The sequence below is a fragment of the Liberibacter crescens BT-1 genome (assembly GCF_000325745.1).
Classification (GTDB): domain Bacteria; phylum Pseudomonadota; class Alphaproteobacteria; order Rhizobiales; family Rhizobiaceae; genus Liberibacter; species Liberibacter crescens.
In genome coordinates, this window is record NC_019907.1 from 426361 (window position 1) to 444539 (window position 18179).

An 18179-nucleotide genomic window follows, 5' to 3' on the forward strand; every position below is an offset into this window, starting at 1 on the left:
AAAAATTATATTAACTTTAACATTTAGAAATTGTGATATAATAACAATAATTTGATTTTTTAGAAAATATTACTATAGCTACTAGTATAGCTATATTTTTTTATAAATAAAAATTTTTTCATTTAAATATATATTATAAGGTTAATATGTCCATTAAATTTGATTTATCTTATGCCTCTGAGGCAAGAGGTGTTCTCGGATCTTCTTCGGTGTCAACAAATAATAATAAACCTGTTTTTACATTGGATCAGATCAGAGATAAAATTATTGGTAAGCATGGTATTTTAAAGCTAAAGCCTAATAAAGTAATTTATGTTAACATACATCAGCTTGATGATACAGGAAAAAAGATGGCACTTGGTGCGCTTGAGGCATGGTCAAAAGTTACAGGCTTTAAATTTATTCAGGCTTCTCGTGGTAATGCAGATATTTTTTTCGATGACGAAAACCCTGGATGGATCTGTTATTCTCTTCCTGGACAAAAGGCTCGTATAAATATTGGAAAGCAAGAGATACCAAAATTGGGGGACAAGAAAGGAAGTCATAATTTTCATAATTATATTCATGAAATTGGGCATGCCTTGGGTCTTGATCATGCAGGGAATTATGGTGAACACCCAACCTATGGTATTGATAATGATTATGTCAATGATTCCTATTTAACAAGTGTTATGTCTTATTTCTCTCCAGATAAGAACCCTAATACTGGTGCTAGTTTTGGTAAGTGTGCTACACCAATGATTGCTGATATACTTGCTATTCAGAAATTATATGGGTCTCTTAGTGTTAATCTAGGAAATACAGATTATAAAGTTTCTATCAGAGAAGGTGATCGCTTCTTTATTCAAACTATTAACGATAGTGATGGTGTTGATACTTTGGATGTCAGCGGACTTGGTGATTATAATCAGCGGATTAGTCTTATTCCAGAGGCTTTCTCTGATCTTGGTGGCCGAAAAAAAAATCTCTCTATTGCCAGAGGGGCGATTATTGAAAATGTGATCGGAGGCCCAAAATCTGATATTATTATTGGCAATAATGCAGATAATATTATGGAAGGTGGAGCAGGAAACGATATACTTTATGGTCATGAGGGGATTGATACAGCACGTTATAAATCCTCCAGATCTCAAAACAAAATATATCGTTTTGCAACAAATGTAGTTGTCGCTCGTGATGATGGACAGGATATTGATACGTTATATGACATTGAGAGGGTGCAATTTTCTGATCAAGAGATTAATTTATCGGATATTCCGGTAATATCCATACTGGAATATGTTGCATCTCATCCGGATTTGATAGAAGAGGTTTTGAAGAGAGGTCTTTCTGATAAAAAATCCATTTCTGAATTTGGTAAGGAGCATTTTCTTGCGCATGGTTTTAAGAAAGGAAGAGAAATTACCTTTAATTCTTTTGCGTTTCTTGCATCTCATCTGGATTTGATGGCAGAGGTTGTGAAAAAAGGTCTTTCTGATAAACAAGCTATTTCTGATTATGCTGCTCAGTATTATATTTCCTATGGGCATAAAGAGAATAGGACGATCACTTTTGATTTTCAGAGATATCTTAACAAGCATCGGGATAAGTATACTGATATTTTGAACAAAATAAAAGAAAATGAATTAAATGAAAAGCTTGCGTTAGACTATATTTTAGAGAATACAGGTTATACTCTCAATGGATCAGAGAGAAGCAAGCTTGATCGGCCTGCTTTGAAAGATTTTAATCCTCTTTTATATGTTGCATCCCATCCGGATTTGATGGCAGATTTTTTGAGTAAAGGTCTTTCTGATAAACAAGCTATTTTTGATTATGGTGTTTGGCATTATACTCACTATGGGCATAAAGAGAATAGGACGATAGACTTTAATGGGCGTTTATATTTTGAACAGCATCGGGATAAGTATACTTATATTTTGAACAAAATAGAAGAACAAAGTGTAAGCAAAGGCACGTACTCTAAAATAACCGCGAAAGAAAATGAATTAAATGAAAAGCTTGCGTTAGACTATATTTTAGAGGCTCATGGGCCACGTTATACTCTCAATGGAGATGATGCTCTTTTATATGTTGCATCTCATTCGGATTTGATAACAGATGTTTTGAAGAGAGGTCTTTCTGATAAACAAGATATTCTTGGTTATGCTGTTTGGCATTATACTCACTATGGGCATCAAGAGCATAGGACGATAGACTTTAATGGGCGTTTATATTTTGAGCAGCATCGGGATAAGTATACTGATATTTTGAAAAAAATAGAAGAACAAAGTGTAAGCAAAGGCACGTACTCTGAAGTAATCGCGACGGAAAATGAATTAAACAGAAAGCTTGCGTTAGACTATATTTTAGAGGCTCATGGGCCACGTTATACTCTCGATGGAGATGATGCTCTTTTATATGTTGCATCTCATTCGGATTTGATAGCAGATGCTTTGAATAGAGGTCATTTTGATCAAAAATCCATTTCTGATTATGGTGTTTGGCATTATACTCACTATGGGCATCAAGAGAATAGGACGATAGATTTTAATGGGCGTTTATATTTTGAACAGAATCGGGATAAATATACTGATATTTTGAAAAAAATAGAAAAACAAAGTGTAAGCAAAGATTGGTATTCTGAAGTAATCGCGACGGAAAATGCATTAAACAGAAAGCTTGCGTTAGACTATATTTTAGAGTCTCGTGGGCCACGTTATACTCTCAGTGAAGGTGATGCTCTTAAATATGTTGCCTCTTATCCGGATTTGATAGAAGATTTTTTGAGGAAAGGTCTTTCTGATAAACAAGCTATTCTTGATTATGCTGTTTGGCATTATACTAACTATGGGTATAAAGAGTTTAGGACGATCAATTTTAATGTGCCTTTATATCTTGAGGGCAATAAATTTTTAAAAAATAAATTTTTAAAAGAAGATCCGGATTTTAAAAAATCTTTTGATTCAAGTGGTGATAATCCAGTCGCTTTAAAGAAACTGAATGATTACGTTTCCTTATATCATATTAATAAAGGTTATAAGAAAGGGTATCGTCATGATGCTTTTGATGGCGGAGAATATGTTGCATCTCATCCAGATTTGATAGAGGCGTGTAAATTTAGGGATTCTCAGGCTATTGCTGAATTTGGTAAGGAGCATTTTCTTGCGTATGGTTTTAAGCAAGGAAGAGAAGTTACCTTTGATTCTTTTGCGTTTCTTGCATCTCATCAAGATTTGATAGAGAGATGTAAGGGTAAAGATATCAATGCTATTAAAAAATATGCTGTGGAATATTTTCTTCACAATGATTTTAAGAATTTTGATTATAAGAGGTACATGGATTCACTTTCTGATACTGTATGTAATTCTATAAAAAGGCCTTTAGATCCCAAGGACTGCGAAGCATATTTCACGAAGCATTTTCTGTACGAGGGTTATAAGAGTAAAGGATTAGATCCTAAGAAATATGTTGAAATGAATCCTGATTTACTCAAAGATTATAATGAAAATTATAAAGATCATGAATCTATTGAGGATTACGGCTACAAACATTATGTGCGTTTTGGTCATTCGCAGCAAAGGGAGAGATTTATAAAATCTTTAGATGAAGTCTGTAGTGATAACCTTCATACTATGGGCTTAACTTTTTCTGGCGACATTGGTGACGGTCATAGAGGCATGATTCCTGGATCTAATGTTGATAAAGGTCGTAAAATTGACCCTATGAATAAACCTCTGAGTTATAGTTCTTATGAAGAAAATCTTGATACTGACTTCGAATTAGAAGATATGATTATATCGCAAGGACTGCATACTCATGCTGATCTGCATGACATGCATTAATCCCATTAAAATAATAATTTTTTGAATGCAATAAGATCAGGAAGTATAAGGTAATCATGCTTCCTGATAATTTTATTTTTTCAATTTCTGGATTTTTATAAGCTTTTAATGTGTTAGCTTATTATTTTTTTAAAAATTAATTTGTGTATTTTGATCTGCAAGATTTTATTATGGAATTCAATGTCATTGGATGCTTGATAATTTTATCCTTTTAAGATAGTTATAATCTTATTAATATATGAGTTATTTTTTAAAGGATTTTTATAAATGTATACCGATTATGGTTATAACCAGAAGCATAATTCTTTACGTGTTAAAAGAAATGTTGGCGGCAATCATCAAGGCATGTTGCCTGAGACTGATGTTCATCCAGTTGGTGTCACGGAGCAATCTTCTCTTGCTGGCAGACAAAAAAATAACGAACAACGTTCTCATACTGGCGGAGTTGATACGGGCCCAGGTTCTGCTGGCGAAATTGTTAATTCCGAAGCTCCTTCTCCTAGCGGTGTTGTTACGGCCAAAATTACTTCTCTTGGCGAAGGTGTTACGGACACAAATTCTCCTACTGGAGACGCTGGTAAAGGCGCAGGTTCTGTGGTGACTCCTGGTCAGAACCAGGATTCTGTGGTGACTCCTGATCAGAACCAGGATTCTGTGGTGACTCCTGTTCATGTCCAAACTTCTCCTAGCGAAGTTGTTAATGCCAAAACTCTTTCTCCTGACGAAGGTGTTACGACCCAAGCTTCTTCTCCTGGCGATGTTGGTGGCAAAGAGGTGACTGCCTCTGATCAGCCTGATTTGAAAAAATTTAATCCTCTTGTGTATGTTGCATCTCATTCGGATTTGATAGCAGATGCTGTGAATAAAGGTCATTCTACTAAACAAGCCATTTCTGATTATGGTATTTGGCATTATAATAACTATGGTCATAAAGAGCATAGGAAGATCAATTTTGATTATAATAAGTATATGAAAAACTATATGGAAAAGTGTAATGCTGTTGTTAAAAAAGTGATGCAATCTACAGACAGCACCTCGACCACTAAAGAATTAGCCATGAGTGAATTGGACGATAAATTAGAGGAAGAGATTGCTTTAAGCTATATTTTAGAGAAACCAGATGCTGCTATCAATGCAGATAATGCTCTTCAATATGTTGCATCTCATTCGGATTTGATAGCAGATGCTTTGAATAAAGGTCATTCTACTAAACAAGCCATTTCTGATTATGGTATTTGGCATTATAATAACTATGGTCATAAAGAGCATAGGAAGATCAATTTTGATTTTAAGGGATATCTTAAAAAGCATGAGGGTGAGGCTAAGTATGCTAATATTGTGACAAATATGGACAGATTAGAAAAAAGCCTTTTAAGAGAAGAAACCCTTTTAAACAAAGACTTTTACTCTAAAGTAATCGCGGAAAAAAATAAATTAAAGGAACAGCTTGCGTTAGATTATATTTTAGAGAAACCAGATGCTGCTATCAATGCAGATAATGTTATTCAATATGTTGCATCTCATTCGGATTTGATAGCAGATGCTTTGAATAAAGGTCATTCTACTAAACAAGCCATTTCTGATTATGGTATTTGGCATTATAATAACTATGGTCATAAAGAGCATAGGAAGATCAATTTTGATTTTAAGGGATATCTTAAAAAGCATGAGGGTGAGGCTAAGTATGATAATCTTCAGGGAAATGCATTAAAGGAACAGCTTGCGTTAGATTATATTTTAGAGAAACCAGATGCTGCTATCAATGCAGATAATGTTATTCAATATGTTGCATCTCATTCGGATTTGATAGCAGATGCTTTGAATAAAGGTCATTCTACTAAACAAGCCATTTCTGATTATGGTATTTGGCATTATAATAACTATGGTCATAAAGAGCATAGGAAGATCAATTTTGATTTTAAGGGATATCTTAAAAAGCATGAGGGTGAGGCTAAGTATGATAATCTTCAGGGAAATGCATTAAATGAACAGCTTGCTTTAGACTATATTTTAGAGAAACGAGGTTCTGCTACTGGCCAAGTTGTTGCGGCCCAAACTTCTGAGAATACTCCTGTTCAGCAGAACCAAAATTCTGATAAGGATACTGTTCAGAAGCAAGATTCTGCGGATAAATCTGTTAAGGTCGAAACTCCTCCTAGCGAAGTTGTTGCTTCTACGGAGACTTCTGATAAGAGCCAAAAACCTGCGGTGACTCCTGATCAGCCTCAAAATCCTCCTAAAGGCGTTGGTACAGGCCCAGGTTCTACTATTAATTCAGATGAGTCTTCTGTTGCGGCACAAGCTTCTTCTAATAGCGATAGTACGACCAAAACTCTTGATCAGCCTCAAAATCCTCCTAAAGGCGTTGGTACAGGCCCAGGTTCTACTATTAATTCAGATGAGTCTTCTGTTGCGGCACAAGCTTCTTCTAATAGCGATAGTACGACCAAAACTCTTGATCAGCCTCAAAATCCTCCTAAAGGCGCTGGTACGGGCACAGGTTCTCCTCTTGGTAACGTTGGTGGTGAGCATGAAAAAGTCGTGATTGACGTTGATAAACCTCCTCGTATTAAGTTAATATCTTCTACTGAACAACAAGTGAGTGGAAATCAACAAAAGGATGCTCAGAACCAAGATTCTGGGGAGACTTCTGTTAAGGTCGAAACTCCTCCTAGCGGCGCTACGGACACAGGTTTGGGGACTTCTGTTCCGCAGCAAAAATCTGAGGGGACTCCTGTTCAGCAGCAACAATCTGAGCAGCCTTATGTTCAGCCTCAACCTCCTCCTAGCGGCGCTACGGACACAGGGTTGGGGACTTCTGTTCAGCAGCAAAAATCTGAGGGGACTCCTGTTCAGCAGCAACAATCTGAGCAGCCTTATGTTCAGCCTCAAACTCCTCCTAGCGGCGCTACGGACACAGGTTTGGGGACTTCTGTTCAGCAGCAAAAATCTGAGGGGACTCCTGTTCAGCAGCAACAATCTGAGCAGCCTTATGTTCAGCCTCAAACTCCTCCTAGCGGCGCTACGGACACAGGTTTGGGGACTTCTGTTCCGCAGCAAAAATCTGAGGGGACTCCTGTTCAGCAGCAACAATCTGAGCAGCCTTCTGTTCAGCCTCAAACTCCTATTAGCGATGGTGCGGGCCTAGGTTCTCATACTAGCGGAGTTGATAGCGAGCATAAAAAAGCTACACTTGACCCTGGTAGGAAGATTGACCTTATTGATAAGCCGTATACTCAACAATCTTTGCAGGATGCTTTAGACCATCTCAATCATCTTCCTCCTCGTCCTGATGAAAATGAAGGGCAGCATGGTTTTAACCCTGATAAACCTCTGAATTATGGTTCTTCTGGAGAAAGTCATAATAATCTTTACTTCAAAGAAGATGAGAGTGTACCGCATACTCATGATGATCTGCATGCTCATGATGGTCTGCATGCTCATGATGGTCTGCATGCTGCATGACATGTATTAACCCTATTCAAATAATAATTTTTTGAATGAAATAAGATCAGGAAGTATAAGGTATTTATGCTTCCTGATTCATTTTTTTTTAAAGATCTAGCGTTGTCTTGATATTTTTGGTTCTTTTCTAAGAAAAGACAGAAAGTATTAATAATAAAGATTATGATGATAGTACTAGTCCAAAAGATTTTGATGACTATCATGATGAAGGCCATGGCGATTTTAGGTCATATTGATCATTCTGTTGCTTTAGTGGATAATATAATCCTTTTTAAGATAGCTATTATACAATCAAGCAGTATAACAAATTATACTGCTTAATGATGACTTATGTTAATAGTGTTGATACATTCTCTGGAGATTTGCATATATCTGCAATGATACAAGACTTGCAATTTGGTTTGCGGGCTTTACAAATATAACGTCCATGTAAAACAAGCCAGTTATGTGCATGGTATATGTATTTTTCAGGAACAATATGCATCAGTTTTTCTTCAACTTTTTCAGGAGTTTTTCCTTTTGCAAGATTAATTCTGTTAGAAATACGAAAGACATGAGTGTCTACAGCAATAGTTTTAATTCCAAAGGCTGTCGATAAAACAACATTGGCTGTTTTTCGTCCAACACCAGGCAAGGACATCAGTTTTTCTCTTGTTTTAGGTACTTCGCTGTTAAAGTCTTCAATTATTTTTTTTGATAAATTAATAATATTTTTTGTCTTTGTATGATAAAGACCAATAGTTTTTATGTAGTTACGTATTTTATCTTCACCAAGTTGTAGCATTTTTTGAGGTGTGTCAGCAGCACTGAATAGTACAGGTGTTATTTTATTAACACTTATATCTGTAGCCTGTGCTGAAAGCATTACTGCAATAACAAGAGTAAAAGAATTGGTATAATAAAGCTCTCCTTTTGGATTTGGCCATTTTATAGAGAAGCGCTGGAATATTTCGTTTAAATCTTCCTGACTATATACGCATTTGAGATTAGCTTTTGGAAAGGATGACTTCAAATTATTCAAGTCCTGATATAAAAGTCTCAATCTAAAAAGATTATTATAGAAGTTTATATTTAAATCAACTTACTTTAAAATACATAATGATATTCTTTAATTTATGAATAATTAAGGTAGATTTACAGTAATTCAATTTTTAGGAACAATTAACATGAATGCAGGAATATCACTTCCAAAACCTAAAGGTGTGTCTTCGTTTTTTTGATAAAAAATATCACTTTTTTGCTTATTTTCGTTTTTATATTTTTTTCTTGATGAGATATTTTGTACATTACTTGCTTCAATTTTTGAATTTTCTAAGTGATTTTTCTGAGAGCTTTCATGTATATTATTTTTCTTTTTTGAAAATATATTTTTAGGAGTGTTTTTTTCTGAATCTGAAGGCATTATAAGGGTTGATAGATCACCATTTAACCATTCAATTTTTTCGTTTATTAATTTTTCAATTACATCAGAATATTTTATATCTTTATGTGTTACAAGAGTAAATGCTTTACCATGGCGTCCTGCTCGTCCTGTACGCCCAATCCGATGAATATAATCTTCAGCATGAATTGGAACATCAAAATTAAAAACATGTCCTACATCATGAATATCAAGGCCACGAGCTGCTATATCAGAAGCCACCATAAGCTGGATAGTTCCTTCTTTAAAGTTATCCAGTATTTTCATACGCATTCTTTGATTCATATCTCCATGAATAGCACATACTGAAAATCCATGATGATTAAGGGAACGGAAGAGACTTGTGACATCTTTTTTTTGATTGCAGAATATAATTGCATTTTTTAGATCATCTTGAGAGCGTATTAGTTTGCGTAATACAACTCTTTTTTGATAAGATTCTGAATGTGCAGCAACAAACCAGTGTTTTACAGTTTTGGCAGCAGATGAAGAAGGATTAACCTCAATTGTTTTTGGATTTCTTAAAAAATTTTTAGAAATTTTTTGCAGCTCTAGAGACATTGTGGCTGAAAATAAAAGAGTTTGTCGTGTAGATGATATAATTCTAACAATATTTTCAATATCAGGAATAAAGCCCATATCAAGCATTCGATCTGCTTCATCTATAACGAGTATTTTAATACCACTCATAAGCAGTTTTCCACGCTCGAAATGGTCAAGCATTCGTCCTGGCGTACATATTAGAACATCAACACCTCTTTCTAATTTACGGTTTTGCTCTTCAAAGGACACACCTCCGATTAGTAATGCGACATTTAGCTTATGATTTTTTCCATATTTTTCAAAACTGTCCGCGACTTGTGCAGCGAGTTCTCGAGTTGGTTCTAATATAAGAGCAAGTGGCATCCGTGCACGTGCACGCGATTCTTCAAGGATAGTTAACATAGGAAGAACAAAAGATGCTGTCTTGCCAGTACCTGTTTGTGCTAACCCTAGAACATCATGACCTTGTAATATCAAAGGAATAGCCTTTTCTTGAATAAGAGTAGGATTAACATACCCTGAATCAACAATAGAACTAATAACTTTAAGACTTAAACCAAGATCAGAAAACTTCATGAACGATAAGGGTTTTACTTACACCCTAACAAATAATAAAACTCCAGTGTATATGAAAAAAGATTAAAATCAATATGTTTTTTTAATTTTAAAAAACTTGAATGATTGGGTTCAAATATTTTCTTAATTTTATTCCTGCATTAATATACTCTAAGGGATTAATCGCTTTGTCGTATATACGAACTTCATAATGTAAATGCGTTGCAGTTGAACGTCCTGTAGAGCCAGCCAGTCCTATAATTTGCTTAGCTTTAATTATATCTCCTTTTTTAACAAGAATACGAGATAAGTGTCCATAGCGTGTTGTAATTCCTGCTCCATGTTCTATCTCTACAAGATTTCCATATCCTCCTGAAGGATTTGCAAAAATGATTTTTCCATTACCGGTAGCAATTACAGGTTCTCCTTTCAGAAAAAGAAAATCTACTCCTGAATGCATTGCTATTCTCTTAAAAAAAGGATCAATGCGATTTCCAAAGCCACTGGTAATATACTTTCCTTCAGCAGGATGCTCTAGTGGCATTGGGGATAGAAGAGTTTGTATTTTTGAGAATTCTTGGAGTGCGTGATCAAGGTTATGAAATTTCTTTTTTTCAAAAGGGGATAGAGGTTGATCCTCTTCAGGAATTAAAAATGGACCACCAACAGCACTAGAGCTTTTTCTAAACTCAGTGTTTAATCCAATTTTTTCAAGAATAGAAAAAATGTCATGTGTCATTTCTTCTGTTTTTTTGGTAAAGAGCTCAATTTCTTTATTTTGTTGTTGTTCTGCTTTTTTAAGAAAAAGTGTTAATTTAGAAAATTTGTAATCAATACGGTTTCCAACTGTTTCTTCTTGATTGAGAATATAGGGAGAATGATTGTTATCATTAATAATGTCAGCGAGTTTAGATTTTAATAGATCCTTATCTGTATTATTTGTTTCTTTTAAAAGAAGCATATTTTTTAGAATAGGTTTACGTGCATTCAGAGCATCTTGATGGGCTATAAGGGTATTAACTTTTTCTTCAATTAAACGCTGATCCATGAGCTGGCGAGAAGTAATACGATCTACTTGTGCTCTTAAAGCCGCAATACGATCTTCATAGTCGTATTCGACTTGTGTTTGATGAGCTGTAATAGCAGCCATTAGGTCATCGTGTAAAATAAGATAAGATATTGTTATAAGAAATGTAATTGTTAGTGCCGTGAGTAAGCAACAGCTTATCTTGATCATCCAGGGATATACTGTCATATGACTGATTTTGTTGTTGCTAGCAAATATAATGATACATTGCTTTGGACATTTTTTAAAAAGTTTGTTATTTGGTTTAAGGTTATCACCAAATTCCTGAACTTTCATATGAATATGCCTTTCTTATTGATTTAATATTCTTACATCCAATCTTATTTAAAATCTTTTAAGGTTAATATTTTATTGTTTCATAAATTAAAAAAAGACGCATAATAAGTATCTTTGTAATTTACAGATGACCTATTATGCGTCTAAAGAGAGGTTTATGAAAGTTAAGATGAATAATACATTTCAAATTCCAGAGGGTGTGGTGTCATTTCTAGACGAATGACTTCTTCCATTTTAAGTTCAATGAAGGAATCAATCTGATCGTCATCAAAAACATTACCTTTTTTGAGAAACTCCCGATCATTGTTAAGGCTCTCAAGAGCTTCGCGTAATGAGTTGCAAACTCGAGGAATATTTTTTATCTCATCTGGAGGCATATTATAAATATTCCTATCTATTGGTTTTCCAGGATGTATTTTATTTTTTATACCATCGAGGCCAGCCATTAACATTGCTGCAGCTGTTAAGTAAAGGTTAGCACTTGGATCAGCAAATCTGATTTCGATACGTTTTGTTTTGGAATGTGTTGCAAATGGAATACGGCAGGCAGCAGAGCGATTATGTGTTGAATACACTAATTGTACAGGTGCTTCATAGCCTGATACCAGACGTTTATAAGAGTTCGTTGAAGGATTGGCAAATGCATTAAGAGCTTTAGCGTGTTTGATGATACCTCCTATAAAATAAAGGCAAGTTTCAGAAAGACCACATTCTTGGTTTCCAACAAAAACAGGTTGATCTTTTTTCCAGATTGACATGTTTATATGCATACCTGAGCCATTGGTAGATGATATAGGTTTTGGCATGAAGGTTGCTGTTTTACAATAACAATTGGACACTTGATGGACTATATATTTGTATATCTGTACATGATCACCAGTACATAAAAGTGTATCGAATTTTAATCCAAGTTCATGTTGTGCAGGACTGACTTCATGATGATGTTTTTCTACACACAGTCCCATTTTTTTCATGGACGTTAGCATTTCAGAGCGCATGTCGTGTAAGCTGTCTTGAGGGAAAAGGGGTACATAACCGCCTTTAAGAGTCGGTCGATGACCTGAATTTTCTCTAGAGCTGTCATCGTCAATATCAATCGGTAATTCTGAAGAATTTATCTTAAATACAGAACTATAAGGAGTAACGTTGTATTTTATGGTATCAAATACAAAGAATTCAACTTCTGGTCCAACAAAAAAAACGTCTCCTATACCTGTATTTTTTAGATAATCTTCAGCTTTTTTTGCTATATAACGAGGATCACGATTATAAGGAGTATTAGAGGATGGATCGTACACATCACAAATAATGCCCATAGTTGATTGAGCAAAGAAAGGATCAAGATGTTTTGTTTTGATATCAGGCTTTAACAACATGTCAGACTGATTAATATCTTTCCATCCTAAAATTGATGAAGCATCAAAAACAATTCCGTTGCATAAAAGTTCTTCATCTATAATAGAAGTATCTAGAGTGATATGATGAAACTTGCCTTTCATATCTGTAAAACGTAGGTCTAAGAATTTTACGTCATTTTCTTTTATCTGATTTATAAGATCAGAAGCACTATAAGTCATGGTAATCCTCTTTTCATGTTGACTTGATAATGTAATACTGAATTTTAGATTTTTTTGTATAGGTAGTGTCTACGATATTTCCTCTATTTTTTGCTGTACTTTCAATTTGTCTTGAAAAATCTCTATCGTCAATACATTTGTATATTTAACTTGATTAAGGCCTGCAATGAGTGTTGAAAAATATTGTTATTAAAGATAATTTTTTGTAAATTTTATTTTTAGGAAACTAAACAGAATTGATTGTTTTAAAATGATTTTAATTTCATCTTTTTGAGGACTAACCTTTGAAAAATCGTTGAAATTTGTTTCTTTTCTTGTTTGAATATTTTTCACGCCAAAATATCAATCTCTTTGTTTAATGATTATTTCATTTGGTACGACTAAAATAGCTTTGACTTTTTGACTAGAGAAAACTATATAAGATCGTAAGAAGATGCTACATTATATTGAGTAGTGAATGTGGATTTCAGTGCATAATCTCAGAAGTGTTTTTTTTTTGAGATACGATCTTCAATTTTTTTATTTTGGTATTTGTAAATTAATTTTTTAAAAATTTTAGGGATGAAAAAGTTTAAAATGATAAGTTATTATAGATTATCTAGATTTGTTTTATTGATGATTATTATTTTTATTTTTTTGCATAGCTGTTTTTTGGTGGCATCACATCAATCACAAAAGAGAACCTTTATAAGGTATTGTTATTGAAGAACATTATACACTTTGAAAGTAAGGCGTAATATTTGAATTTCAGAGTGTATACTTCCAATGATTGTTCTTTATAAAAAGCTTGCAATTTTTTATTGAGTATTTTGAATACTTGTATATAATTATAGTCTCTTTGCTGCTTTTTGTTGAGGGGGAGCACTCTATTGGGTTCACTTTCAGAGATTTTTCTTACTCCATCAGAAATGTTGAAAGCAGAGCAGTTAGCAGCTCGTGTCTGTGATATTGATAGTTGGACTTTAATGCAGAAAGCTGGGCAAGCTGTTGCTGAATCAGCTTTACGTCTTTTCCCTGAAGCTTGTCGATACGTTATTTTTTGTGGTCCAGGTGGTAATGGTGGAGATGGTTATATCACTGCTAAGATACTATTTGAACATGGTATGCCTGTGGTTGTTTACAGATTGGGGCATGATAAACTATCTGATGATTGTAAACATGCACGCTCCATATGTCCTGTGACACCGTTACCATTGGATCAATGGTATCCTGTTCCTGGAGATGTTGTAATCGATGCTTTGTTCGGCGGTGGATTATCTCGTGATATGCCTACTGAGGCTGTTAATGTTGTAAGATTGACTTTAAGTTATAAAATTCCTGTAATTTCTGTTGATTTTCCTTCAGGAGTTTGTGGAGAAACAGGAAAAATAAGAGGATTTTCCTTTCGTGCTTCTTACAGTATAACGTTTATGACGCGTAAATCAGGGCATGTTTTATTGCCTGGTCGAGATCTGTGTGGTGTCATTGAAATTGTCAATATAGGTATTCCACATAGATTTTTGTTGTCAGCTTGGCAGGGAATACGTGAAAACACGCCTTCTTTATGGAAAGATGTTATGCCAAAGTTGCGGCCTGATATACATAAATATCAGCGTGGTTATTTGGGAGTTTTTTCTGGGAAAGAATCATCTTCGGGTGCGGGGCGTCTTGCTGCACAAGCTGGGTTAAAATCTGGGGCAGGTGTTGTCACGTTAGCCGTTCCATCATCTGCACTCAATATTAATGCGTCGTCTCTTACTGCTGTAATGTTACGTGTGATTGATACAGAAGATAATTTGAATGTTTGGTTAAGCGATCAAAGACGATTATCGGCTTTTGTTTTAGGTCCAGGATTTGGTGATCTAGAAAAAGCGCGGCGTTTTGTAGCATTATTATCCTTATATCCTTTAGTTTTAGACGCTGATGGGATTACTGCTTTTCAGAATTGTCCAGAATTATTGTTCTCTTATTTTAATAAACAAACAACAAGATTAGTAATGACACCACATGAAGGAGAATTTTCTAGAATTTTTCCTGATATTGCGGCTTCTTCCCAAGGTAAAATTGATAAAGCTAAAGCTGCTGCTATACGTTCTGGTGCTGTTATTGTTTATAAAGGAGGAGATACAGTAATTGCTGGACCTGATGGGCGTGTTCTAATTAATACCAATGCATCTTCTAATTTAGCAACTGCTGGTTCAGGAGATATTTTGTCTGGTATTATTGGAGCGCATCTTGCAACAGGAGTTCCTGCATTTGAAGCTGCTGCTGCTGCTGTATGGAGACATGGTGAAGCAGCATATTTTGCAGGAAAAACTATGACTGCAGAGGATTTAATTCAATCTATCCAATGTTTACCAGAGTAAAAAGAAAATTTAATTCTTTTTGAAGCTTTTATTCATTTTTTTTGAGTAACGTCTTAAGAAAGAAGCCTGTGTGAGAACGAGGTTCATTAATAATGTCTTCTGGGCTCCCGTAAGCAATTACTTCACCGCCATCGTTTCCACCTTCTGGCCCAAAATCTATAATCCAGTCAGCAGTTTTTATAACATCCAGGTTATGTTCAATAACAACAACAGAGTTTCCTTGACTGGTTAATGAATGTAAGATTTCTAGTAATTTTGCTACATCATGAAAGTGTAGGCCCGTTGTTGGTTCATCAAGAATATAAAGCGTGCTTCCAGTTGCAGATCTTGATAATTCTTTAGCAAGTTTAACTCTTTGTGCTTCTCCACCAGATAATCTTGTGGCTTGTTGCCCAATTTTAATATAACCTAGCCCAACATCTTTTAATGTTTGTAACTTATTTCGTATTGCAGGAACAGATGAAAAAAAATCAAGACTTTCTTCTACAGACATAGACAGTACTTCAGAAATTGTTTTTCCTTTAAAAGTAATCTCTAAGGTTTCACGATTATAACGTTGTCCACCACAGGCATCACATGTAATATAGATATCAGGCAAAAAATGCATTTCAATTTTAGTGACGCCATCACCTTTGCAAATTTCACATCTCCCGCCTTTGATATTAAATGAAAAACGTCCTGCTTGATATCCACGTGCTTTAGCTTCTGGTAGATTGCTAAACCACTCTCGGATGGTTGTAAAGGCACCAACATAGGTTGCTGGATTAGAGCGAGGAGTTCGTCCAATAGGGGATTGATTAATTTCAATAACTTTATCAATCTTTTCGAGTCCTGTGATTTGATCGTAAATACCAGGAATATCTCGGCTGCCCATTACATGTCGTGAAGCTATTTTATAAAGAGTAGATATAAGAAAAGTAGATTTTCCACTTCCGGAAACACCAGTGATAGCAGTAAATAAACCAAGTGGAATAGAAGCGGTAACATTTTTTAAATTATTACTACGCGCTCCAACGATTTTTATTGTATGGCCTGGATCTGGTTTGCGGCGATCCTTTGGAACTTCAATAGTGATTTTTCGAGATAAATATTGTCCAGTAATAGAAGATACTTCCTCTATAATCGTTGAGGGAGAACCTGCTGCTACCACTTGACCTCCATTTATGCCGGCAGCCGGGCCTATATCAACAATATAATCGGCAGCAAGGATAGTATCCTCGTCATGCTCAACAACGATGACTGTATTTCCTATATCACGGAGATGCTTAAGAATTTTGATAAGACGCGCATTATCACGTTGATGAAGACCTATAGAAGGTTCATCAAGTACATAAAGAACTCCTGTTAATCCTGCACCTATTTGTGAAGCAAGACGTATACGTTGACTTTCTCCTCCTGAAAGCATTAAAGAACTGCGGGATAAGGTTAGATAATTGAGACCTATTTTATCAAGAAGGTTTAATCTGTTTTTAATTTCTTTAATAATAGAATCTGCAATGTCACATTGTTTTTTTGTTAATTTCTCTGTTAATGTGTCAAACCAAGACACAGCTTCTTTTATCGACATATTTGCTATTTCGCCAATATGTTTTTGGTCTATCTTTATTGCCAAAGCTTCTGGTTTCAAACGATAACCATTACATGAAGAGCAAGGAGCTGATGATGTGTAACGCTCAATTTCTTCTCGAATAGACTGAGAATCAGTTTCTTTTTTACGACGTTCTAATAAAGGGATAATCCCTTCAAATTTTTTTCTAGTTGTATACGAACCTTCTTCATCAATATAATTAAACGGGATCTTTTCGGATGTTCCATAGAGGAGATTTTTTTGAATTTTTTCTGGAAGATCACGCCATTTACTCTCAATCTTGAAATTGAGAGCTTTTCCAAGTGAATCTAGAGTTTGTTGGTAATACAATGACGATTGAGGCCAAGCTGCAATAGCTCCTTTATTCAATGGTAATTCCGGATCTGGGATAACAAGAGTTTCTTCTATTTTTTGGTGCTTCCCTAAACCATCGCAATCATTGCATGCTCCAGCTGGATTATTAAAAGAAAAAAGACGTGGTTCTATCTCTGGAATATTAAAACCGGAAAGAGGGCAAGAAAATCTTTCGGAGAAAAGAATAGATTGGTTTTTTTTGTTATTAATTTGATCATAAGACGATTTGTTGTCAATAAACTCGACAACAGCCAAACCATGACTCAAACGTAAACAGGTTTCGAGGCTATCCGCTAATCGGACTTTAATATTTTCATGAATAACGATACGATCTATGACTACGTCTATGTCATGCTTGTATTTTTTATCAAGAGAGGGAACGTTGTCAATTTGGTAAAATTGTTCGTCAATTTTAACACGTTGGAATCCCTTTTTAGATAATTCTGAGAGTTCTTTTTTATATTCTCCTTTTCGGTTACGTATTATAGGTGCAAGTATATAAATACGCGTTCCATGGTCTAGTGACAGGATACGGTCAGTCATTTGACTAACGGTTTGGCTTTCTATAGGAAGTCCGGTGGCAGGTGAATAAGCTATGCCTATACGAGCAAAAAGTAATCGCATGTAATCATAGATTTCAGTTGTCGTACCAACAGTAGAACGTGGATTGTGTGAAGTATTTTTTTGGTCTATAGAAATGGCTGGAGATAAACCATCAATACGGTCAACGTCTGGTTTTTTTACTATCTCTAAAAATTGTCGGGCATATGTAGAAAGGCTTTCGACATAGCGTCTTTGCCCTTCAGCATAGATTGTATCAAAGGCTAAAGAAGACTTCCCTGATCCAGAAAGGCCGGTGATAACAATAAGTTTATTGCGTGGCAAATTGAGATTAATATTTTTCAGGTTATGTTCACGGGCACCGCGAATAGAAATAGTTTTTATCTGGCTCATAAAGGAAATTGTTTCAAATGTAATATTATTGTTAATGTTAAGTAATATGAAGTTGATTCAATAAATATATAGAGTTGAGATTAAGACTAATGATACATATATCATAGATTAGCAAAAGATATGAGATTGTAATAGAGTAATATTCATTGAATATGATATTATAGAATAGTACGTAGTTGTAAATAGGATTT

Annotated in this window: 9 protein-coding genes; 4 read left to right on the forward strand and 5 right to left on the reverse strand. The window is 34.9% G+C overall.

Annotation, left to right across the window (positions count from 1 at the left end):
* Nucleotides 1-146: 146 nt before the first annotated feature.
* From B488_RS06785 to B488_RS07130, 3 genes are all read left to right on the forward strand, one after another.
* A complete protein-coding gene (locus tag B488_RS06785) occupies nt 147-3824 on the forward strand; it encodes a M10 family metallopeptidase (RefSeq protein ID WP_015272793.1) in 3678 nt (1225 codons plus the stop codon).
* Nucleotides 3825-4091: 267 nt separating this feature from the next.
* Entirely contained in the window at nt 4092-7289 is a 3198-nt protein-coding gene (locus B488_RS01850) for a hypothetical protein (protein WP_041770579.1), read from the forward strand.
* A 165-nt stretch (nt 7290-7454) separates the two neighbouring features.
* A complete protein-coding gene (locus B488_RS07130; RefSeq protein ID WP_157058167.1) occupies nt 7455-7610 on the forward strand; it encodes a hypothetical protein in 156 nt (51 codons plus the stop codon).
* Between the two features lie 7 nt (nt 7611-7617).
* Here the strand turns inward: B488_RS07130 and nth are convergent, their stop codons facing one another.
* From nth to glnA, 4 genes are all read right to left on the reverse strand, one after another.
* Nucleotides 7618-8301 (reverse strand): endonuclease III, encoded by a 684-nt coding sequence (nth, locus tag B488_RS01855; protein WP_015272795.1) that lies wholly within the window; start codon nt 8299-8301, stop codon nt 7618-7620.
* A gap of 132 nt (nt 8302-8433) precedes the next feature.
* Nucleotides 8434-9828: a DEAD/DEAH box helicase gene (locus tag B488_RS01860; RefSeq protein ID WP_015272796.1), complete on the reverse strand. Its 1395-nt coding sequence runs from the start codon at nt 9826-9828 to the stop codon at nt 8434-8436.
* An 88-nt stretch (nt 9829-9916) separates the two neighbouring features.
* Nucleotides 9917-11170, reverse strand: coding sequence for a M23 family metallopeptidase (locus tag B488_RS07390; protein ID WP_041770581.1), 1254 nt, complete (start codon nt 11168-11170; stop codon nt 9917-9919).
* A 164-nt stretch (nt 11171-11334) separates the two neighbouring features.
* Nucleotides 11335-12747: a type I glutamate--ammonia ligase gene (glnA, locus tag B488_RS01870; protein ID WP_015272798.1), complete on the reverse strand. Its 1413-nt coding sequence runs from the start codon at nt 12745-12747 to the stop codon at nt 11335-11337.
* A 908-nt stretch (nt 12748-13655) separates the two neighbouring features.
* Between glnA and B488_RS01875 the strand changes: the two genes are divergently transcribed.
* The gene (locus tag B488_RS01875) at nt 13656-15092 is read left to right on the forward strand and encodes a bifunctional ADP-dependent NAD(P)H-hydrate dehydratase/NAD(P)H-hydrate epimerase (RefSeq protein WP_051012153.1); all 1437 of its coding nucleotides are present in this window, start codon (nt 13656-13658) and stop codon (nt 15090-15092) included.
* 28 nt (nt 15093-15120) lie between these two features.
* Here B488_RS01875 and uvrA read toward each other — a convergent pair whose 3' ends face one another.
* Nucleotides 15121-17988, reverse strand: coding sequence for an excinuclease ABC subunit UvrA (gene uvrA / locus B488_RS01880; RefSeq protein WP_015272801.1), 2868 nt, complete (start codon nt 17986-17988; stop codon nt 15121-15123).
* Nucleotides 17989-18179 lie beyond the last annotated feature (191 nt).